General features: G+C 70.3%; 22 protein-coding genes. 10 read left to right on the top strand and 12 right to left on the bottom strand.

Going from position 1 to position 20,551, the window contains the following annotated elements; genetic code table 11:
• Positions 1-171 precede the first annotated feature (171 nt).
• Positions 172-3,429 (top strand): glucodextranase DOMON-like domain-containing protein, encoded by a 3,258-nt coding sequence (locus tag BLV57_RS05650; protein WP_245757163.1) that lies wholly within the window; start codon positions 172-174, stop codon positions 3,427-3,429.
• Between the two features lie 79 nt (positions 3,430-3,508).
• Here BLV57_RS05650 and BLV57_RS05645 read toward each other — a convergent pair whose 3' ends face one another.
• The 4 genes from BLV57_RS05645 to BLV57_RS05630 form a co-directional block, all read right to left on the bottom strand.
• Positions 3,509-4,267 carry an SGNH/GDSL hydrolase family protein gene (locus BLV57_RS05645; RefSeq protein WP_091287402.1) on the bottom strand — a complete coding sequence of 253 codons (759 nt, stop codon included), beginning with the start codon at positions 4,265-4,267 and terminating at the stop codon, positions 3,509-3,511.
• Positions 4,268-4,332: 65 nt separating this feature from the next.
• Positions 4,333-5,097: a S1 family peptidase gene (locus BLV57_RS05640; RefSeq protein WP_091287400.1), complete on the bottom strand. Its 765-nt coding sequence runs from the start codon at positions 5,095-5,097 to the stop codon at positions 4,333-4,335.
• Positions 5,098-5,185: 88 nt separating this feature from the next.
• A complete protein-coding gene (locus tag BLV57_RS05635; protein WP_091287397.1) occupies positions 5,186-6,271 on the bottom strand; it encodes an epoxide hydrolase family protein in 1,086 nt (361 codons plus the stop codon).
• A 38-nt stretch (positions 6,272-6,309) separates the two neighbouring features.
• Positions 6,310-6,801, bottom strand: coding sequence for a GNAT family N-acetyltransferase (locus BLV57_RS05630; protein ID WP_091287395.1), 492 nt, complete (start codon positions 6,799-6,801; stop codon positions 6,310-6,312).
• A 50-nt stretch (positions 6,802-6,851) separates the two neighbouring features.
• On the opposite strand from BLV57_RS05630, the gene BLV57_RS05625 reads away from it, so the two are divergent.
• Positions 6,852-7,799 (top strand): helix-turn-helix transcriptional regulator, encoded by a 948-nt coding sequence (locus BLV57_RS05625; RefSeq protein WP_091287393.1) that lies wholly within the window; start codon positions 6,852-6,854, stop codon positions 7,797-7,799.
• Positions 7,796-8,236 carry a GNAT family N-acetyltransferase gene (locus tag BLV57_RS05620; RefSeq protein ID WP_091287391.1) on the top strand — a complete coding sequence of 147 codons (441 nt, stop codon included), beginning with the start codon at positions 7,796-7,798 and terminating at the stop codon, positions 8,234-8,236. The genes BLV57_RS05625 and BLV57_RS05620 overlap by 4 nt, the downstream gene beginning before the upstream one ends.
• On the opposite strand, the gene BLV57_RS05615 is transcribed toward BLV57_RS05620, so the two are convergent.
• Positions 8,220-8,444 (bottom strand): helix-turn-helix domain-containing protein, encoded by a 225-nt coding sequence (locus BLV57_RS05615; RefSeq protein ID WP_091287389.1) that lies wholly within the window; start codon positions 8,442-8,444, stop codon positions 8,220-8,222. The two genes, BLV57_RS05620 and BLV57_RS05615, sit on opposite strands and share 17 nt — an antisense overlap.
• Before the next feature lie 203 nt (positions 8,445-8,647).
• Between BLV57_RS05615 and BLV57_RS05610 the strand changes: the two genes are divergently transcribed.
• Positions 8,648-9,553, top strand: a complete 906-nt coding sequence (locus tag BLV57_RS05610) for a GNAT family N-acetyltransferase (RefSeq protein ID WP_091287387.1) — start codon at positions 8,648-8,650, stop codon at positions 9,551-9,553.
• 72 nt (positions 9,554-9,625) lie between these two features.
• Here BLV57_RS05610 and BLV57_RS05605 read toward each other — a convergent pair whose 3' ends face one another.
• From BLV57_RS05605 to BLV57_RS05590, 4 genes are read right to left on the bottom strand one after another with little or no spacing between them, the layout of a single operon-like run.
• On the bottom strand, positions 9,626-10,195 hold the full coding sequence (locus BLV57_RS05605; RefSeq protein WP_091287384.1) for a TetR/AcrR family transcriptional regulator: 570 nt from the start codon (positions 10,193-10,195) through the stop codon (positions 9,626-9,628).
• Between the two features lie 20 nt (positions 10,196-10,215).
• Positions 10,216-10,638 carry an SRPBCC family protein gene (locus BLV57_RS05600; protein WP_091287382.1) on the bottom strand — a complete coding sequence of 141 codons (423 nt, stop codon included), beginning with the start codon at positions 10,636-10,638 and terminating at the stop codon, positions 10,216-10,218.
• A complete protein-coding gene (locus BLV57_RS05595; protein ID WP_218134606.1) occupies positions 10,635-10,946 on the bottom strand; it encodes an ArsR/SmtB family transcription factor in 312 nt (103 codons plus the stop codon). The genes BLV57_RS05600 and BLV57_RS05595 overlap by 4 nt, the downstream gene beginning before the upstream one ends.
• 41 nt (positions 10,947-10,987) lie before the next feature.
• On the bottom strand, positions 10,988-11,266 hold the full coding sequence (locus BLV57_RS05590) for a YggT family protein (RefSeq protein WP_091287379.1): 279 nt from the start codon (positions 11,264-11,266) through the stop codon (positions 10,988-10,990).
• Positions 11,267-11,367: 101 nt separating this feature from the next.
• Between BLV57_RS05590 and BLV57_RS05585 the strand changes: the two genes are divergently transcribed.
• Together BLV57_RS05585 and BLV57_RS05580 are read left to right on the top strand one after the other, a co-directional pair.
• A complete protein-coding gene (locus BLV57_RS05585) occupies positions 11,368-12,114 on the top strand; it encodes an SIR2 family NAD-dependent protein deacylase (protein ID WP_091287376.1) in 747 nt (248 codons plus the stop codon).
• A gap of 10 nt (positions 12,115-12,124) precedes the next feature.
• On the top strand, positions 12,125-13,336 hold the full coding sequence (locus BLV57_RS05580) for a hypothetical protein (RefSeq protein WP_091287374.1): 1,212 nt from the start codon (positions 12,125-12,127) through the stop codon (positions 13,334-13,336).
• A gap of 60 nt (positions 13,337-13,396) precedes the next feature.
• Here BLV57_RS05580 and BLV57_RS05575 read toward each other — a convergent pair whose 3' ends face one another.
• On the bottom strand, positions 13,397-14,140 hold the full coding sequence (locus BLV57_RS05575; RefSeq protein WP_091287372.1) for a GH12 family glycosyl hydrolase domain-containing protein: 744 nt from the start codon (positions 14,138-14,140) through the stop codon (positions 13,397-13,399).
• A 173-nt stretch (positions 14,141-14,313) separates the two neighbouring features.
• Between BLV57_RS05575 and BLV57_RS05570 the strand changes: the two genes are divergently transcribed.
• The 4 genes from BLV57_RS05570 (at position 14,314) to BLV57_RS05555 (ending at position 19,114) form a co-directional block, all read left to right on the top strand.
• Positions 14,314-14,940: an alpha-ketoglutarate-dependent dioxygenase AlkB gene (locus BLV57_RS05570; RefSeq protein WP_091287894.1), complete on the top strand. Its 627-nt coding sequence runs from the start codon at positions 14,314-14,316 to the stop codon at positions 14,938-14,940.
• Between the two features lie 310 nt (positions 14,941-15,250).
• Positions 15,251-17,794 (top strand): permease, encoded by a 2,544-nt coding sequence (locus tag BLV57_RS05565; RefSeq protein ID WP_091287369.1) that lies wholly within the window; start codon positions 15,251-15,253, stop codon positions 17,792-17,794.
• On the top strand, positions 17,787-18,455 hold the full coding sequence (locus BLV57_RS05560; RefSeq protein WP_091287368.1) for an ABC transporter ATP-binding protein: 669 nt from the start codon (positions 17,787-17,789) through the stop codon (positions 18,453-18,455). Before BLV57_RS05565 ends, BLV57_RS05560 begins: the two co-directional genes overlap by 8 nt.
• The gene (locus tag BLV57_RS05555) at positions 18,452-19,114 is read left to right on the top strand and encodes an ABC transporter ATP-binding protein (protein WP_091287365.1); all 663 of its coding nucleotides are present in this window, start codon (positions 18,452-18,454) and stop codon (positions 19,112-19,114) included. The genes BLV57_RS05560 and BLV57_RS05555 overlap by 4 nt, the downstream gene beginning before the upstream one ends.
• Here BLV57_RS05555 and BLV57_RS05550 read toward each other — a convergent pair.
• Both BLV57_RS05550 and BLV57_RS05545 read right to left on the bottom strand, forming a co-directional pair.
• The gene (locus BLV57_RS05550) at positions 19,111-19,992 is read right to left on the bottom strand and encodes a threonine/serine exporter family protein (RefSeq protein WP_091287362.1); all 882 of its coding nucleotides are present in this window, start codon (positions 19,990-19,992) and stop codon (positions 19,111-19,113) included. The genes BLV57_RS05555 and BLV57_RS05550 overlap by 4 nt on opposite strands.
• Positions 19,989-20,546 (bottom strand): hypothetical protein, encoded by a 558-nt coding sequence (locus tag BLV57_RS05545; protein WP_143046987.1) that lies wholly within the window; start codon positions 20,544-20,546, stop codon positions 19,989-19,991. The genes BLV57_RS05550 and BLV57_RS05545 overlap by 4 nt, the downstream gene beginning before the upstream one ends.
• Positions 20,547-20,551 lie beyond the last annotated feature (5 nt).

Below are 20,551 nucleotides of genomic sequence, written 5' to 3'. Positions count from 1 at the left end.
AATCCCGGTCCCACCCCAGCACCCACCCCAGCACCCACCCCAGCACCCACCCCAGCACCCAACCCAGCCCCACCCTGCACAAAGCACGCTTCACCCCCAGGCCGTCTTAGGGGTCCCTTGCGCCCATTCGGCCGTTGTCCCCCCGCCCGCAGCCGTGATCCGATGCTCGCCATGAATCGGTCCAGAGTCGTACCGGCCGCCCTGCTCGTCCTGCTGGCGTGTGCCACGCCGCCCGCCCACGCCGACCCGCCGTCCGGTCCCGGCGCGACCTCGCACTTCGGTCTCGCCCGCAAGGACTGCCTCGGCACCGCCCGCACCACCGCGAGCAAGACGTGGTTCACCGTCGCGGGCGGCGTGCTCTCCGACGTCTACGCGCCCACGATCGACAACACCAACGTCGAGTCACTGCAGTTCGTCGTCACCGACGGGCGCACCTTCACCGACCTGCAGAGCCGCGACACCACCTACACGGTGCGCACCACCGCGGGCGGCATGGCCTGCGAGATCACCAGCACCGCCCGCAACGGGCGCTACCGGCTGGTCACCGAATACCTGACCGACCCCGCGCGGGACAGCGTCGTCCTGCGCACCCGGCTCGACCCGCTGCGCGGCGGCGGTGACCTCAAGCTCTACGTCCGCTACGACGCCGGCATCAACGGCAACGGCGGCGGCGGGCAGGTCAACGGAGGCGCGGACGACGCGTCCGTCGACGCCGCGACCACCGCGCTCGTCAGCAGTGACCCCGTCACCGAAAGCAGCGCGCCCGAGCGTGACTACGGCGTCCCGCTGGCGGGCGCGCTACGGGCCGACCGCCGCTTCCTGGCCACCAGCAGCGGTTTCGCCGGGACGCCGTCCGACGGGCTCGCCCAGCTCGACGCCGCGCGCAAGCTCACCGACACCACGCCGTCGGTGTCGCACGGCAACGTCGTGCAGACCGCGCAGCTCGACTTCGAGCCACATCGCCCGGTGACGCTGTCGCTCGGCTTCGGGCGTACCGCGGCCGCCGCGGTGGCGGTCGCGGGCGACAGCGTCCGCACGCCGTTCCCCGAGCTGCAGCGCCGCTACGCCGACGGCTGGCGGGACTACGACGCCAGGCTCAAGCCGGTGCGCGGCAGCGACCGCGATGCCTACTACCACGCGGTCAACGTCCTGAAAGCCAGCGAGGACAAGACGTTCCCCGGCGCGGTCGTCGCGTCACTGGGCAGCCCGTGGGGCCAGGCGGTCAGCGCAGGCGACGCGCCCGGCGGCAAGCCGGTGTACTTCGGGTCCTACCGCGAGATCTTCGCCCGCGACCTCTACGAAAGCTTCTCGGGGCTGCTGGCCGCCGGTGACGTCGACACCGCCCGCGCCACGGTGAACTGGCTGTTCGGCAAGCAACAGCAACCCGACGGCCGGTTCCCGCGCAACTCGATGCTCAACGGCAAGAAGGCCCCGGACTCCGGTGGTGACCAGCTCGACGAGAGCGCGTACCCGATCCTGATGGCGCTGCAGGCCGGGCTCGACCGCGACAAGTCGTTGTACGACAACCACATCCGCGGCGCGGCGGACTTCGTCGTCGCGCACGGCCCGTCGTTCGGCTCGGAGCGCTGGGAGGAGCAGGGCGGGTACTCGCCGTCGACCATCGCCGCCGAGATCGCCGGGCTCGTCGCGGCGGGCACGATCGCCGACCGCAACGGCGATCCGGCCCGCGCCCGCGTCTACCGGGCCACGGCCGACCACTTCCAGCGCTCCATCAAGGGCTGGACCGTCACCTCGACCGGCCCGTACGCCGACGGCCGCTACTTCCTCAGGCTGACCAAGAACGGCGACCCGAACTCGGCCGTCGAATACAACCTGGGCAACGGCTCGGTCAACGCCGACCAGCGCGCGATCATCGACGCCGGGTTCCTCGAACTGACCAGGCTCGGCGTGCTCCCCGCCGACGACCCCGACGTCCGGCGCTCGCTGGCCGTCGTCGACCAGGTGATCAAGCGCGACACCCCGGCCGGGCCGGGCTGGTACCGCTACGGCACCGCCACGCCGGGCAGCGAGGACGGCTACGGCGACTGCTACGAACCCGACCCGACGGCCTGCGCGCCGAGCGGAAAGCCTTGGCCCAGCGGCAATGTCGGCTCCGGGCACCTGTGGCCGGTGCTCGCGGGCGAGCGCGGCGAGCAGCAGCTGCAGACCGGGGACCGGCGCGGCGCCGCGAGCCTGCTCAAGGCGATGCGCGACCAGACGAGCGGCACCGGGCTGGTGCCCGAGCAGATCTGGGAGAACCCGGCGGTGCCCGCCTCGCCGTTCGGCACCGATCCGGCGACCGCGTCGATCGGGTTCAAGCCCGGCGAGTCCGTCGGCTCGGCCTCGCCGCTGAGCTGGGCGCAGTCGCAGTACGCCCGGCTCGCCCGCGGGCTCGACGAGGGCCGCCCGGTCGAGCAGCCCGCCGAGGTCCGCGCCCGCTACACCCGGGCGCCCGGCGCGCTCGCGGTCACCGTGACGGCGCCCGCGACCGTCTCGACGCCGACGACCACCGTCACCGGCACCGCGCCGGCGGGCAGCGCCGTCGAGGTCTCGGCGACCGCGACCGACGCGGGCGGGGCGACCACCGTGGTGAGCACCCGGGCGGACGCGGCGGGGGCGTTCAGCGCCGTCGTGCCGACGCCGCTGGGGGCCACCGTCGTGACCGCGGCGGCGTCGCAAGGCAGGGACACCGGCTACGCGCAGCGCGTGGTGACCTCGGACTTCGTCACCGGCACCGTGCTGCTCGACGTCACCGATCCCGACCACGACGACAACGGGCCCGGCACCTACACCTACCCGACCGCGGGCGACTTCCACGACGGCGCGTTCGACATCCAGCGGTTCCAGGTGATCGACTCCGGCGCGACGCTGGTGCTGCGCACCCAGCTGCGCGACCTGAGCCCCACCTTCGGCTCCTCGTTCGGCGCGCAGCTGCTCACCGTGTACGCGCGTGACCCGGGCGCGGCGCGGACGTCGACCGCCGCGCCGTTCGCGAGCCGCCGCTATGGCATCGCCGCGCAGGACGCGTGGAGTTCCATGATCGAGGTGCAGGGCTTCGCCGACCCGGTCTTCACCGACGCTTCCGGTGCCCGGCCCGGCACGGCGTCCGTCCAGGCCAGCCAAGGCTCGCGCTACATCTCGATCAGTGTGCCGAAAGCGGCTTTCGGGACACCCGGGCCCGGCTGGAAGTTCGCCGTGGTGCTCACCGGCCAGGAGGGCAACAGCCCCGACCAGGCACGCGGCTTCACGCCGACGGCGGGCGCCTACACGTTCGGCCTGTGCGCGGCGGGCGGCTCCAGCCCGATCTGCGCGCTCGACCCGTCCACCGCCCCGAAGGCGATGGACGTGCTCACCCCGCCCGGAACAACCCAGGCCGAGATCCTCGACCCGACCCGGGGCCCGGTCGCCATCAGGGCGATCACGCTCTAGCGCTCAGTGGTCGTGAGTGTTCCGGCCGGTTAGAACCGGCCGGAACACTCACGACCCCAGGTTCCGGGAGCGGTCCCGGCTACTCGACCGGCGCGAGCGCGGGCCGCTTCGCGGTGACCGTGTCGCCGGAGGACTCACCACGCAGCCGCCGCTGCACCCACGGCAGCGCGTGCGCCTTGGCCCAGGCGATGTTCTCGCGGCGGCGCGTGCGCGGGTCGACGGTTTCCCGGGGCCCGAGGCCGGCGGGCTTGAGCGAGTGCGGGGCGCCGAGCGCGTCGAGCACCGCGACGGCGACCTCGGTGTGGCCGAGGTGGTTGAGGTGCAGCCGGTCGGCCGACCACAGCCGCCGGTCACGCAGCGGCCGCATCGCCCACATGTCCACCAGCGTCGCGCCGTGCCGCGCGGCCATCAGCCGGACGTGCTCGTTGTAGATCGCGACCCGGCCGCGCATCTTGCGGAACAACGCGTCCTCGACGCCGTCCACGCCGGTGAACAGCACCACGCGCGCACCGGCCTCGGTCAGCCGCGCGACACCCTTGTCGTAGTCCTCGAGCAGCCCGTCGATGTCGACCTTGGGCCGCATCAGGTCGTTGCCGCCCGCGTAGAAGGTCACCAGGTCGGGACGCAGATCGAGAGCGGGCTCCAGCTGTTCGGCGAGAATCTGCCCTGCCAGCTTGCCACGCACCGCGAGGTTCGCGTACAGGAAGCCGGGCGTGTGCGCCGCCAGCTGCTCCGCCACGCGATCGGCCCAGCCACGCACCCCGTTCGGGTAGCGAGGGTCCTCGTCTCCGACTCCCTCGGTGAAGGAGTCGCCGATACATACTAAGCGTCCGCTCATGTCTCCACTTTAGAGCACGCGAAAAGGCGGGCGCCCAGGCCAGCGGGGTACCCCGCCTCGACGGCTCACGTGTTCTGCTTGATCCAATCGGCGTACGCGACCACGTTCGTGTAGATGCCCGCCTTGTCGACGCAGCTCGCGCTTTGGCCGTGGCTGGTGGCGCCGACCAGCTTCCATTCGCCTCCGTCGGCGACCACGGCCGGACCACCGGAGTCACCGAAGCAGGCGTTGGCCGTGCCGTTCTTGTTGTCAGTGCACAGCTGCAAGGCCGGATCGAAGTCCTCCCCGCAGGCCGAAGCGCCGGCGACCGTCGTGTCGAGCTCCCGCAGCAGCACCGGCGCTTCACCACAGCCCGGGGTCGGGCACGTCTTCCCCCAGCCGAGCAACCGGATCGCGGCGCCGGTCGCCGGTGCCGCGCCGATCGCGATCGGCCGCGCGGCGACCGGCGCGGCGAGGTGCACGAGCGCGATGTCGTGGTGCAACGCCATGTCGAACTTCTCGTGCCGGATGAACCTGTCCGCTCGGATGCGTTCGCCGCCCTGGGTGCGATCGAGGGAGCCCACCCGGATCCACGTCAGCGCCGGGTCGAGCACCTCGCCCGTGTGGCGGTCCGAGACACAGTGGCCCGCGGTGACCAGCCATTCGGGACTGATCAGCGACGCGCCGCATCGCTCGTGGCCGAGCTCGTTCTGCACCGACGCCATGAACCCGTAGGTTTCGCTCGCGTCCGAGCCGCCCACGATCATCGGGCGGGCCGACGCCGGACCGGCGACGCCTGCCGCGCCCGCCACCGCCGCCAGCAGGCACAGCGCGAGCAATCGTTTCCTCATCGTGTTCCCCTCTCGGTTCCTGCTCACCGGTTTACCGAGGGGCGGCTGAACGGTTCCTGAAACGTCCTGAAGATCGCTTCAGCATCACCTAGGCGGGCTTGAAGAACGCCACGAGGTCGGCGACCAGCAGCTCAGGCCGCTCCATTGCCGCGAAGTGCCCGCCCCGCGCGGCTTCGGTCCAGCGCGCGATCTTGTTGTCGCGCTCGGCGAGGCGGCGCAGCGACGGGTCGTTGGGGAAGACCAGGTTCGCCGTCGGCACCAGCGACTGCGACGGCGCCCAGCCAGCCAGGCCCTCGTAGTACATCCAGCTCGACGTCGCGGCCGTGCCGGTGAGCCAGTACAGCGTGACGTTGGTGAGCAGCTGGTCGCGGTCGACGGCATCCTCGGGCAAGGCGGCCGCGGGGTCGGTCCAGTGCTTGAACTTCTCGACGATCCACGCGAGCTGCGCGACCGGCGAATCGGTGAGCCCGTAGGAGAAGGTCTGCGGGAGCTTGCCGAGGATGTCGGTGTGCAGGAAGGCGCCGCTCGCCATCAGTTCGCCCATCTCGGCGAACCGCGCCTGCTCCTCGCCGGTCAGCTCGCTGAAGTCCGACGGGAAACCGAGACCGCCGGTGAGGTGGACGCCGGTGACACGCTCGGGGAAGAGCCGCGCGAGCGTCGGCGAGATGAGCGCGCCGGCGTCGTTGCCGTGCGCGCCGAAGCGGTCGTAGCCGAGTTCGGTCATGAGCTCGGCCCACATCCGGGCGACGCGTTCGAGCGACCAGCCGGTTTCGCGGGGCGCCTCGGAGAAACCGAAGCCGGGCACCGACGGCGCGACCAGGTGGAAGTGCTTGCCGAGCGGGCCGAGAATCCGGGTGAACTCGGCGATCGAGCCGGGCCAGCTGTGCGTGAGCAGCAGCGCGGGCGCCTCGGGGTCCGCGCAGCGCGAGTGTACGAAGTGGACGGTGCGACCGTCGATTTCCGTGGTGTACTGCGGGAATTCGTTGAGCGCGCGCTCGTGTGCGCGCCAGTCGTAGCCGGTTCGCCAGTACTCGGCGAGGTCGCGGAGGTAGTCGACGGGCACGCCTCGGCTCCAGCCCTCACCGGGCAGCTGGCGTGGCCAGCGGGTCGCGGCGAGGCGCTGGCCGAGGTCGTCGAGGTCGGCTTGCGGGAATTGGATGCGGAAAGGCTTCATGCGGAGAAAGCTAGAGGCCTAGTAGGACAGATCTTGTCCTAGTGGCGATCAAGGCAGAGCACGAGATTCGTCCGCTTCGGTCCCTCGATGAGGTCGACCTGGCGGTAGCCCCAGCTCGCGTAGACGGCCCTGGCGACCTCCGCGGCCGGACGGGCCCACAGCACCACCTGGCGTTCGGGGCGGCCGTCGAGCAGCGCGTCGTGCAGTTTCCGTGCGATGCCGTGGCGGCGCCAGTCACGGTGCACCCCGAGTTCGGCGACGCCGTAGCCGGTTTCGCGCAGGCCGGACCACCAGGACGTGCCCGGTTCGAGGACATGGCCGATCGTGAACCCGGCCAGTTCGCCGGTGCCGGCGCGGGCGAGCACCACCCGGAAGCCCGGCTCGGCCGCCAGCTCGGGCCATTCCGCGACGAACTCGTCGGTGTCGGCCTGCGTGTCGTTGTACGGGGCCTCGGCGAACACCTCGACATAGAGCGCGAGCAGCTCGTCGGACAGCGGCGCCGTGCCGTCGTACACCTCGATCTGGACCATTTCGTCAATATAGGACGGGAAGCGTCCTAGACGCCTGGCATTATCCGGCCATGACCGACACCCCGGCACGGCTGCTGAACCTGCTGTCGCTGCTGCAGACCCCGCGCGAATGGCCGGGCAGCGAGCTGGCCGAACGGCTCGAAGTCAGCACCAGGACCATCCGCCGCGACATCGACCGCCTGCGCGAGCTCGGCTACCCGGTCGAGGCGACCATGGGGTCCGAGGGTGGTTATCGCCTGGTCGCGGGCGCCGCGATGCCGCCGCTGCTGCTCGACGACGACGAGGCCGTCGCGATCGCCGTCGGCCTGCGCACCGCCGCCGGGCAGGCGATCGCCGGCATCGAAGAGGCTTCGGTGCGCGCGCTGGCGAAGCTCGAGCAGGTGCTCCCGTCGCGGCTGCGCTACCGCGTCGGCGCGCTCGGCACGGCGACGATGGCGGTCACGACCACCGGCGCCTCGGTCGATCCCTCGGTGCTGACCCTGCTCGCTGGCGCCATCGCCAACCGGGAACGGGTCCGGTTCGGCTACCGCGACGCCAAACGACATGCCGAGCCCTACCGCCTGGTCGCGTCCGGGCGGCGCTGGTACCTCGTCGCGTTCGACCTCGACCGCGACGACTGGCGCACCTTCCGCGCCGACCGGGTCACCGAGCCGTTCCCGACCGGCGCCCGCAGCACCACCCGCGACCTGCCCACCGGCGACGCGGCGACCTTCGTCATCGACAAGATGTACTCGTCCGCGCCCCGGTACACCGCGGTCGCCACCATCCACGCCCCGCGCGAGGAGGTGGCGACCCGGTTCGGCGACATCCCGGTCGAGCTGGAGGCCGTCGACGAGGGAACCTGCGTGCTGCGCAGCCACAGCGACACGATCGAATGGCTCGCGATCCGGCTCATCCTGCTCGGCTGCGAGTTCGAGGTGCACGAGCCGCCCGAGCTCGCAGGCTACCTGCGTACGTTGGGAGCACGTGTGACACAGGCAGCGGGAGGCGTTGGGTGATCGAGATCGGCAAGCTCGAAGCGTCGGATCGAAGCGAGTGGGAGAAACTTTTCGCGGGCTACAACGAGTTCTACGGTCGCGAACTCACCGCGGCGATGGCCGACCGCGCGTGGGCGGAGTTCCAAGCGGACACCCGCATGCACGCGCTCGGCGCCAGGCTCGGCGGCTCACTGGTCGGCATCGCGCACTTCCTCGTCCACCCGAGCACCACCTCGGCCGACTGCTGCTACCTGCAAGACCTGTTCACCGCGCCCGCCGCCCGCGGCATGGGCGCGGCCAGGACGCTGATCGCCGCGGTGACCGACTGGGCCCGCGCCCGCGGGTGCGCCCGGCTGTACTGGTCGACCCAGACGTCGAACGCGACCGCGCGCCGTCTCTACGACCAGGTCGCCGAGAACCGCGGCTTCATGCTGTACCAAATCAGCCTGGATGCCTGACCGCCCGCCTGGGGATCAGCATTCGCAACGCGCGCACCTCGTCTTCACCGAGCCCGAGCGCCGTCGCGAGCGCGTTGAGCGTGTGCGGATAGGGCCGCTTGCGGTCCCCGCGTTCGAGCGCGCTGATCGCGTTGGTGCTCAGTCCCGCCTTCTCGGCCAGCTGCTCCTGGGTCAGCCGCGCGTCTTCCCGTAGCCGCCGCAGCGCCACCCCGAGAGGCGGGGACCTGCGGCTCCATAAATCCGGTTGCGCGCCCCGCGCCGCACCGGATACGTTGCCGCCACGCCCTCAACCGGACGCGAGAAGGAGGTGGACACCGTGATCACGTCAACGCAGATCATGCGCTCCCCACTCGCCTCGAGGGTGACGAGGACCTGACCGGGGAGCGCACCGCTTCCTTGGAAGGACCTCCCTTGACCGAACTGGTCATCCGTCCACTCGCCGCAGGCGAGGAAGGACTTTTCGCTTCACTGCCGGACCCCGGGCTCGTCGGCTTCGGCGCGTACCCGGAAACCTCGCTCCAGGCCATGACCGAGCGCGGCGAACTGCGCCCCGAATGGTCATGGATCGCGCTGCGCGACGAGAAGGTCGTCGCGCGGGCGGCGTGGTGGGCGTATCCCGAGTCGGCCGAACCGTTCGCATTGGCGTGGTTCGACTTCACCGACTTCGACGCCGCCGTGGCCGTGCTGCGCGCGGCTCCGCATCCGACGGAATACTCGATCAAGCTGCCCCCGGGCTGGCGCGAGGATCCGGCCGTCGCGGAAGCCGCCACCAGCCGGATCGCCGCGGCCGAGGCCGCCGGGTTCCAGTGGCTCGTCGAACGCTATCTCTACCGGTGGACACCGGACCGCGGCCTGCCCGCACGGCCCGGCAGGCTCGAATTCCGGCAGGAGCCGGACGACGAGGTGTTCTTCGACGTCCTCCGGCGCGTCGCCGTGGGCAGCCTGGACGCCCACACCCGCCGCGCGGCGGAGAAGGCCGGGCTCGACGCGGCCGCGCGGGAAGATCTCGACATCATGCTCGGCATGCCGGGGCCGCGTGAATGGTGGCGGCTGGCGTACACGCCGGACGGTGAACTGGTCGGGCTCAGCCTGCCCAGCCGCAATCACGTCAACCCGGTGATCGGGTTCATCGGCGTCGTGCCCGAGCACCGCGGGCACGGGTACGCCTACGACCTGCTCGTGGAGGCCACGCATCTGCTGGTGGCCGAGGGCGCCGACCGGATCATCGCGGCGACCGACGTGCCGAACGCCGCGATGGCCGCGACGTTCGCCAAGGCCGGGTACCCGGTCGACGCGCATCGCGTCGATCTGATCTGACCTGTGTGATTTAGCGGGCTTTATGCCACACCGGGATAAAGCCCGCTAAATCCCGTCCTGGCATAAAGCCCGCTAAATCCCGGGTTTCAGGCCCGAGAAGATGATCGCGACCGTGCGGGCGCGCAGGTCGTGGTCGGCGCCGATGTGCTCGGCGGCGCGGGCCGCGCCGATCACCACGGGCAGCAGTTCGTCAACGCCCATGTCCGCACGGACCGCGCCTGCTTCCTGGGCGCGCTTGAGCACCACGGCCAGCGCGGCCTTGAGACGGGCGCCGACCACCGAACCCGCCTTGGGCACCTCGACCCCGGCGGCGGCGAGCGCGTCACTGTAGGCGTTCTTGGCCGCGGACATCTCGATCCAGCCGGTCAGGAACTCGTAGAACGTCGTGCCAGGGTCGTCCGCCTCGGCCGCGACCTCGGCCTCTTCGGCGAACCGGTGCAGCCGGTCGATGAGGACGGCCTCCAGCAGCGCTTCCTTGGTGGGGAAGTGCCGGAAGACCGTGCCGACCCCGACACCGGCGGCTTTCGCGACCTCTTCGGTGGGCGCCGAGGTGCCTTTCGCGGCGAAGACGGCTTCGGCGGCTTCGAGCACCCGCGCGCGGTTGCGGCGGGCGTCCGCCCGCAACGGCTTCTCCTCGGTCACAACCGTAGATCGTATGCCTGTCAGGCCTCGAGCGCGGCCAGAACCTTCTCCAGCGCACGCGGCACGCCGGTGCGCCACCCGCCGCCCATGATCTTGTACGCCATCGCCTCGCCGGGGTCGTCGAGGTCGAATCCGTCGTGCGTCAGGAAGAGCCGGGTGCCCTCGCCTTCGGGTTCGAGGCGCCAGCTGACCGTCCACACCGGACCCCACTGGATGCTCAGCAGCTTCTCCGGGTCGGCGGCCAGCACCTCGCACCGCACCGGCCCGCCAGGGTGGTTCGCCGCCGGAACCGGCTGCGTGAGCAGCTCGAACCGGTGCCCGACGACCGGCCGGATGTCGTTGGGCATGTTCACCCAGCGCTCGAACAGCTCGGGTTCGGTCAGTGCCCGCCACACCTTGGCCGGTGGGTGCGGCAGGAACTGGTCGACTTCGATGGCGCTCACAAGGCCTCCTCGTCCAGCAGGTCACGCAGGTTGGCGAGCTTCTCCCGCCAGAACCGCTCGTACGGGGTGAGCCATTCGGTCAGCCCGTGCAGCGGTTCCGGTTCGAGCGAGTAGAAGCGGTGCCTGCCCTCTTTCCGCTCGCGCACGAGACCCGCGTCCCGCAGCACTTTCAGGTGTTCGGACAGGCTCGGCCGCCGCATGTCGAAATGCCCGGCCAGCTCCCCGACGGGTTTGGGCCCGTCGAGGAGCAGCCGGAGCACCTCACGCCGGACCGGACTGGCCAGCGCGGCGAAGACCTCATCGCTCACGCCGGCCACTATAGGTAGGAGATCTCCTACCTATCAAGTACCTAGAGACTGAACGCGACCGACTGCAGGATCACCACAATCACGAACACCACGGTGAACGCCAGGTCCAGCGACATCGCCCCGGCCCGCACCGGCGGCAGCAGCTTGCGCACCGGCCGGATCACCGGCTCGGTCACCGTGTGCGTCAGCCCGCGCGCCCGGTACGTCCACGGCGGCAGCCGTCCGGCCAGGCTGACGCTCCAGTCCAGGACGAGCCGCGCGATCAGCACGATCTCGAACAGGGTCAGCACGACCCCGATCAGGTAACCGAGTGCGCTCATGGTGGTCCTTTCGCCTGTTGAGCCCAGTTTGCCGACGCTTCCTAGGACCCGGCTGAGAAAACCGATCGTCCACCGATTTTCGCGTCTCTACGGTCGGGCCCATGCACGAGAAACACTGGTCGGAAGGCGTCACCCGGATCGCGGTGCTCACCGGCGCCGGCATCTCCACCGACTCCGGGATCCCCGACTACCGCGGCCCCGACGGCGTCTGGACGAAGAACCCGGCCGCGGCGAGCCTGTTCACCTACGCCAACTACATGGCCGACACCGAAGTGCGCCAACAGTTCTGGTGCGCCTACGCGGATCACGCAGCGTGGCGCGCGGAGCCGAACGACGCCCACCACGCGCTCGCCGAACTCGACACGGCCGGGCTCGCGGTCCGCGTGCTGACCCAGAACATCGACGGCCTGCACCAGCGCACCGCACTCGCCGAACGCAAGGTCCTCGAACTACACGGCTCGATGCGCTCGACCGTCTGCACGCGGTGCGGCGCGAAGACGTCCACCGAGAGCGTCTTGGCCAGGATCCCGGCCGAGCCCGATCCGCCGTGCCGGAACTGCGGCGGCATCCTCAAGCTCGCGATCGTCCTGTTCGGCCAGCCGCTCGACGCCGGCGTGCTCGGCCAGGCGCGCACCATCGCGGCGGCGAGCCAGGTGTTCCTCGCGATCGGCAGCTCGCTGCAGGTCGAGCCCGCCGCTTCGCTGTGCTCGATCGCCGTGCGAGCGGGCGCGAAGTTGGTCATCATCAATCGCGACCCGACTCCCTACGACGACGAAGCCGTCGAGGTGATCCGGGAACCGATCGCGACAGCGGTCCGTCACATCCGCAAGTTTGTGACAGATCGATGAGGGGTGTTACATGTCGAGTCGCTTGCTGGCCGCGCTGGCCGCCGGGCTGATCCTGCTGACCACGGCTTGTTCGAGCAGCGACAAGGTCAAAGGTGAGGCCGCGCCTTCGGACGCGGCCTCACCGGCCGCGCCGAAGTTCACCCCCTTCGACGAGTTCCCCGGCGCGGACCTCAAGTTCGTCGACACCCCCTCGAAGCCCGCCGCGCGGCTCAAGCCCGTCGACTCGGCGGTGGTGCCCGACCTGATCGGCGTGCCCGCCGAGCCCGGCTACCACTTCGTCGCGGTCTATATGGCCGTCACGGGCGAGCTGGCCGACCGCGGCGTCGACGACGTGCGGCTCAAGAACCTCGCGATCAAGTACCCGATGACCGGCGGCATGTGCGGCAAGTTCAAGCCCGCCTATCCCGACGACACCGCGTGCTTCAGCGAGTCCTATCCGTTCAGCGACCTCGCGAAGGTCGCTGACAACACGTGGCGCGACCACAAGTGGCAGAACATGACCGTGATGGGCACCGACGTCAAGAAGGGCGAGACGATGATCGGTGTCGCGGGCTTCAAGGTCGCGGACACCGTGGACGGTCCGTTCGAGCTGTGCGCGCCGAGCAAGGAAGAGCGAGCGACCACGTCCAAGTTCCCGTGCGTGCCGATCAAGGCGCCCGAGCGCTCGGGCAAGCCGGGTCCCGCCCCGCAGGACGGCGATTTCGCCTCCTACCCCGGTCAGCACGTCGTGTTCACCAACATGAACGAAAAGCTGGGCGTGCGCGTGAAGCCGGTCGACGCCACCTGGGCCGCCGAGCTCATCGACAAGCCCGCCCAGCCCGGGTTCCACTTCCTCGGCGTGTACCTCGCCGTGACGCCCGATCTCGCCGACCGCGGGGTGGAGAACGTCAACCTCGAGCGGCTCGTGGTCCGCTACCCCGCGCCCTCGGGCGGCTGCGTCTCGTCGACCGGGGGCACCGGTGAAGGCGCGTGTTTCGCGGCGGGCAGGCCGACGAGCCAGCTCGATCGGGTCGCCAAGGGTGAGTGGCGGACCCACTACTGGCTGAACCGGCCCTCGGGGACCGGCGTCAAGGCGGGCGAGACCCTGATCGGCTTGAGCGGCTTCGAAATCCCGGACTCGATCACTGGCACCGACTTCAAGCTCTGCGCCCCGACCCCGGAGAACCCGCTCTACCCGGGCACCTACCCCTGCGTGCCCATCACGGTCCCGGCCCGCGGCTGACCGAGGTCGTGAGTGTTCCGGCCGGTTAGAACCGGCCGGAACACTCACGACCCTGGCTGATCAGCGGATGTCGGCGGAGAAGCTGTTCACTGTCAGGCCTTCGCCGCCCTGCCACGGTTCGAAGCCGGCCTGGATGCTGGTGAGGTACCAGGAGCCGTCGACGCGCGTGCGGGCGTCGACGTCCCTGACGAAGTCCAGCACGTTGAACGACCAGCTCGGGATCGGCGACGGCGCCACATAGGACACCACGTCGTTGCCGCCGTTGTTGCCCTGCCACACCTGCCAGGTCCGGCCGCCGATCGTGGTGTTGCCGACCGGGCCGCCCACCGGCTGAACGCCGCCCTGACGGTTGAACCAGATCATCAGCTCCATCTGGTTGACGCCGGTGGTCTTCGGCGTCGGGTCCATCCAGATGTCGTAGGCGGCGTCGAAGGTGCCGCCTACGTAGCCGTACGAGATCGACGACGGCGCGCTGCCGATCTGGTTGAGCCGCCTGGGCAAGGTCGTGCCGGGCGAGCAGCCGTCGTAGTGGCAGCCGATGTAGATCGCCGGATACGACAGCGGCGCGCCGCCCGAGGTCGAGCCCTTCTGCGAGGCGATCCGGAAACCGGAGCCGGTCACGTTGATGCACTGCTCGGCGGCGCTGCCCCAGCGGTTGTTCATCACGGTGTACTTGCCCTGGATGGTCGTCGAGCCGTACTGAGCGCAGATCAGCGTGTCGGCGTGCGCCGGTGTGACACCGGGACTGGCCAGTGCCGCGGCTGCCAGCAGCGCCGCGGCGGCGAGGGACCGGATCAGCTTCATTGCTTCCTCCACCTCGATCAGGCACTCCACGTTGGGAGCGCTCCCAGAAAGGAAAGCACGTCGCGTCGACGCTGGGTAGTCCAGACGTGGCGTCGTGAGTGGTATCGCCGGTTAGAACCGGCCGGAACACTCACGACTGCCGATAGAACACGTGTTCGAGTATGCTGGGTGTCATGTCAGCGGCACTGCAGGGTTCGTTGTTCGACGACGCCGAGGAAATGAGCCTCGGCTCGCTGAAGAACGCCCGGCGCACGATGCTCGGCCGAGGCGCCTGGATCGACGTGCTCCCGGCCTGGCTCGCCGGCGCGAGCACACTGTTCGACCTGCTCGTCGACCAGGTGCCGTGGCGAGCCGAGCGGCGGCAGATGTACGACCGGGTCGTGGCCGTGCCCAGGTTGCTGAGCTCCTACCGTGAAGGCGACCCGCTCCCCCAGCCCATCCTCGCCGAGGCGCGCGACGCGCTGAGCGCGCACTACGCGCCCGAGCTCGGCGAGCCGTTCCGCACGGCCGGGCTCTGCCTTTACCGCGACGGCGCCGACAGCGTCGCGTGGCATGGCGACACGATCGGCCGCGGCAGCACCGAGGACACCATGGTCGCGATCCTCTCCGTCGGCGCGCCACGCGTGCTCGCGCTGCGGCCGAAGGGTGGCGGCGAGGTCATCCGGCGCGCGCTCGGCCATGGGGACCTGATCGTCATGGGTGGCTCGTGCCAGCGGACCTGGGACCACGCGATTCCCAAGACCGGCAAGGCGGTCGGCCCCCGGATCAGCATCCAGTTCCGGCCACGCGGCGTCTCCTGACGCCTCGGCCGTTCGGGTGACAATCGTTTCGGCCCGAACCATCTCGGGGCGGGGTCCGTGTCTTGAAGCGAGGGCGGTTCCAGGGAGACCCCCTCCGAGGTCTACGCGATGTCGGGCGGGCTTACCCCAGGGCCGGTGACCGCCGCGGAGGCCGTCGCCGGCTCGTCCCCACGCGGGCCGGCAGCAGCGGACCCGTCCGGGAGCACCCCTAGATCCCGGGCGGGTCCGCGTTTCCAACTTTGCTACACAACAAGCAACGAATTCGCCAAATCGATCGTGGCCACGGCCACGAACCGCTACGTTCGCGCACATGCAGCTGCCTTGGCGCGGGGCCCTGAAAGCCGCGTTCTCCAGCCCGTTGACCATGATCGTCGCGGCGGTGACCGCGCTCATCGCGTGTTTCCTGGCCACCGCGGCCGTGCTGCACGCTTCGGCGGCGGGTGGCGCGACCGCGCTGCACCAGTCCGGCATCGTCTGCCCCGACGAGTACGGCCCCATGTTCACCGCGCACCTGGCGAAGCCGTCGGCCATCCCGGCGGTCAACGAGGCCATCGCGAAACGCGCCGCGCAGCACGGTTTCGGCACGCCCGTGACCGGCATGTACACGCCGGTGCTCCAGTCGGAACACGGCGGCTCCGGCTACCGCACCCGCCTCGCCTACCGCGACGGCGGGCTCGACCAGCTCAAGCAGGTCAGCGGCGATCGGGCGCCCGGCATCTGGATGGGCGAGACGCTCAGCGCCGCCTCGCACACCGTGCTGGGCACCACCGGAACCTTCCTCGGCAAGCCGATGCCGCCGGTCAGCGGCACCTACCAGGACCTGACCAGGCCCGAGCCGCGCTGGTGGTGCTCGCAGCAGCCGTGGGCGGTGGAAAACCGGGTCGACGACCAGGTCAAGACCGGCTCCGTGCTGTTCGCCACCGACCGAGCCACCTTCGACAACGCCATGCGGCAGCTCGACATCGCCGCGCTCGACCAGGTCGTCATCACCTTCTACGAGCCAGCGCCGCGTTCGCTGGCCGCCGCCGAAGACCTCACCGAGCGCTCGCGCGCGATGGTCGCGGACGTCCGCGCGGATCTCGGCGACCTCGTCTACGGATCGGTCCCGTTCGACCGCTCACTCAGCATCGCGCAGCAGACCCAGCACAACGTCCTGGTGTCGATCCTGCCGCTGGCCGCGATCAGCGTGCTGGTCGGCTGCGCGGGCATCGCCACGGTCGCGCTGCAGTGGTACCAGCGACGGCACGCGCGGCTGCGGCTGCTCGCGGCACGCGGCAGCGCGCCGGTCTCACTCGGCGGCCTCGCCGCGGTCGAACTCGGCCCGGCGATCCTGCTCGGCGGAATCGCGGGCGGGCTGCTCGCCAGATCACTGCTCGGGGTGTACGGACCGGCGGGCGATGTCGGCGGTGACGCCATCACGCTCGGCTTCGCGCTCAGCGGCGGCGTGCTCGTGATCTCGCTCCTCCTGCTGGTGGGCGTGGTCGCGGTGCGCGCGCACCGCGAGTTCGAACTGGCACGCACACGCGGCCGCGGCCGGTTCGCCCGCGTGCTCCGGATGTTCCCCTGGGAACTCGCGACCGCCGCGATGGCCGTCGTCAGCTGGAACCGCATGGTCGGCTACGGCGACGCCAGCAAGCTCGGCGACCCGCTGCCCGCGATCGACCCGCTCGCGCTGACCTATCCGGTCTTCGTGGTGCTCACCGCCGGGCTGGTCGCCGCGCGGCTCGTCTGGCTGCTGCTGCACGCCTCGCACCGCGCACGCTTCTGGTCGCGCCCGGCGCTGCAACTGGCGATCCGGCGGCTGGCCAGCGCCCGCGCTCCCGTCACCGGGGTGCTGGTGATCAGCACGCTCGCGATCGGCATGCTCGCCGCGGGCACCAGCATCGCCACCGGGCAGCAGGAAGCCTTGCAGACCAAGGCGGGCTTCTTCGTCGGCGGCACCAGCCGCGTCGACACTGAAAGCGCTGTCGGGCTCGGCACCAAGCCATTGCCGGAAGCACTGCGCGACACCAGCACGGTCGTCGGCCGGATCAGCGACGCCAGCGGTGTCGTGCTGGTCATCGACCCCGCGACGTTCGCGAAGGCCGCCGAGTTCGGCGCACTGCCTCGCGACGAGGTCGACGCGCTCATCGCGAAACTCGACGGTGACCCGAACGCGCCGGTCCCGGCGATCCGCGTCGGCCCGCAGGGTTCCCTCCCGCCGCTACCGAATTCGACGATCGTCGGCAGGCTGCCCGGTTTCCCGATTCTGGGCACGCAGGTCGGCTACGTCATCTCGCGCACCGTCCTGTCGAAGTCGAAGCTCGCCGACATCGGGCGCTGGAGCATCGTGTCGACCGTGTCGCAGGAGAGCGCGCTCGCGGCGCTGGACGCGGCCGGTATCGGCAGGCTCGACGCGGTCAGCAAGTCCGGCGCGCTCAACGCGTTGCCGTTCTACGTGATCGAGTGGACGGTCGAGTTCCTGACACTGCTCGGCGCCGTGCTGGGCGTGGTGGCCGTGCTGGCGCTGCTCGTCGCCGTCGAGACCCGGCGACGGCAGAACGCGCTCGCGGGCGCGCTCGTGCTGCGCATGGGCATGCGGCTGCGGGCGTTGCTCGGCAGTCACCTCATCGAACTCGGCGCGCTGATGACGCTCGCCGCGGCGACCGGTGTCGCGTGCGGGGTCACCGTCGCCGGGCTTTCGTTGCCCCGCTTGGATCCGGCGACGTTCCTGTCGCCGAGGTCCCAGCTGCCCGACCCGACCGCGTTCGTCGCGAGCGTGCTGGTGATCAGCGCGCTCGTGGTGGCGCTGGCGGGATGGCTCGCGGTCCGCTCGGTGCGGACCGCCCGTACCGCGGAGCTGATCCGTGCCTGAGATCTTCAAGCTGCGCGGGGTCGGCGTCGACTACCGCACCCCGGCCGGGGTCGTCACCGGCATCGACGACGTCACGCTCGACATCCCCGCGAACGGCGTCACCGTGCTCGCCGGGCCGTCCGGTTCCGGCAAGTCGACGCTGCTGCGCGTGCTCGGCCTCTTCGAGCCGCCGGCGCGGGGCGAGGTCCGCTTCCAGGGCGCCGACGTCGGCGCGATGCGGCACCGCGCGCGCCGGGAATTGCGGCGCAAGCATTTGGGGCTGATCCTGCAGAATCCGCCGGACAACCTGCTCGGCTACCTCAGCGTCGCGGACAACCTGCGCGCGGCCGCCGAGTCGGCCAAGGTCACCTGCCGGCCCGACGATATCCTCGCGCAGCTCGGCCTCGACGGCACCGGCGGCTGGGACATCACCGCGCTCTCCGGCGGGCAGCAGCAGCGGCTCGCGTTCGGCTGCGCGCTCGCCCGCCAGGCGACCGTGATCCTCGCCGACGAACCGACCTCCCAGCTCGACGAGGCCTCGGCCGACCTCGTGCTGGACACCCTGCGTTATCTCGTCGCGCAGGACTTCGCGGTGCTGGTCACCTCGCATGACGAGCGGCTGATCAGCCTCGGCGCACGCGTCGCGAGGCTGCGCAACGGAAAGCTGGAGAGCGTCGCATGAAACCACCCGCGCTGGAGGCGCTCGGCCTCAGACGGAAGTTCACGCACCCCAGCGGAGACGTGGAAGTGTTGCGGGGCTTGGAATTACGGGTCGCCGCCGGTGAGCTGGTGACGGTTTCGGGCCGCTCGGGTTCCGGCAAGAGCGCGCTGCTCGCGCTGCTGTCGGGCTTCGACTCCCCCGACGACGGCAGCATCCTGCTCGACGGCGTCCCGATCGCGGGCGCGCCGCCGTGGCACACCTGCGCGGTGCTGCCGCAGGCGCTGGGCCTGGCGACCGAGCTGACGGTCGCCGAGAACGTCGCGCTGCCGCTGCGCCTGCGGTCGGACATCCCCCGCCTGAGCCGGTCCGCGATCCAGGCCAGGGTGACCGAGCTGCTCGACGAACTCAGCATCGGCGAGCTGGCCGACCGGTATCCGCTCGAGGTCTCGTTCGGTCAGCAGCAGCGTGTCGCGCTGGCGCGTGCCGTCTCCGGCAGGCCGAAGGTGCTGCTCACCGACGAGCCGACCGCGCATCTCGACGCGGCCAGCACCCCGGCCGTGCTCGGGCTGCTCCGGCGCTGCGCCGAGGAGGGCGCCGCGGTCATCGTCGCCACGCACGACGACCTGGTGCACAAGATCGCCGACCGCCGGGTGCGGCTGCTCGGCGGCGTGCTGACCTAGCAGGAGCCGGGGCTCGTGGTGGTGAACTCGAGCCGGAGGGAGTCGGTGCGCGGGAGCACGATGGCCGCGCCCTTGTCCGAGGTCCAGCCGGACGGCAGCAGCACGAGCTGGCCACCCGACTGGAGCAGCAGCTTGAGGCCGTTGTAGCGGTACCGATAGGCGGCTTCGGGCTGTTTGCAGACGACCTCGTGGACGCCGTCCATGGTCAGGTTGAGGCTTTTGGCGCTGTAGACGAGGACGTCCGGTCCTGACTGGACCGTCTCTTCCACCACGCCTCCCTGCTGCTTGCCCAACGCGATCGAGTAGTCGGCGACGGCGACGAACAAGCCGACGGTGACCAGCACGAACGCGATGCCCGCTTCCACGAGGATAGGCCCGTCGATCACCTGATGCCAGGCGAAGACGAGCAGCAGCACGCCGACGGCCAGCGCGACTCCCGGCAGGCCCGGGTAGCCCAGGCTCCTCGAAGGGTCGACCGCCACGAAGCCGAAGGCGACGATCAGCGCGACACCGGCAAGCGCGGCGATCGGCGTGCAGATCCGCAAAAGCGCGGACCAGCGGTTCGGGGCGAGACGTTTCTTCAGATAGCGGATCGCGCACAGCAGCACGAGGACCACCCCGGAGGCCGCGGCGAGCGGAATGAACAAGCCGTCGACGCCGCGCGCGAGTATTTCCGGTGTCGACTGGTTGAGCAGCGTGTAATGCACATGGAAATGGTCGAAGAACCATTGGGTGTACACGAAGCCGAAATAGAACACCAAGGCGGTGAGCAGCGTCGTGTTGGCGACGATGGACGCGACCACCTTGGCGGCGCGGGAAAACCCCGCGTCGGGTTCTTCCGGCGCCCGTGCGGGTGGCCGGAGCCGGGTCGACCTCATGGTGCTTTCTTCGACGAACTCGTGCTCACGCTCGAAACCGGCGGTTTGGGCGACTTCGGGTTGTACTTCTTGCAGGGGTTGTCGATGTGGACGTTGTACGCGATGGTCCTGTTACCGCTATTGACCGGCTCCCAGCTCTGCACGATGCATTCCGGCCCGGTCGCGCTGTCGCCCTCGAAGACTTTGTTGACCTTCACGCCGCACAGCGAGTCATCGCAGGGGTAGAAAGCCTTGAGCTGGCGCACGAACGTCGGGTAGGCCACGTCGTAATGCTGCGTCGTCACCTGGGGCATATAGCCGATCGGAATGCCCAGCACCTTGGGCGGATCCGATTTCTTCGTCGTGTTCTTCGACGGCGGCTTCCCCTGCTGGGTCGTCGTCCTGACCTCCGGCGGCACCGACGTTCCCGCGACGGTGGACGTCGATTCCTCGGTGGACGCCGCGGTCGTCCGCAATGGAGCGGGATCCTGTTGCCCGCCCAGTGTCGCCGGACCCTGACATCCGGCCACGAATAGTCCCGCGATCAGGTAAATACCGGCCCGATACCCTTTCATCTTCC

It is taken from the genome of Amycolatopsis xylanica (genome assembly GCF_900107045.1).
GTDB classification, from domain to species: domain Bacteria; phylum Actinomycetota; class Actinomycetes; order Mycobacteriales; family Pseudonocardiaceae; genus Amycolatopsis; species Amycolatopsis xylanica.
The sequence above is the reverse complement of the archived record's forward strand: the minus strand, read 5'-3'. Positions and strand labels throughout refer to the sequence as shown.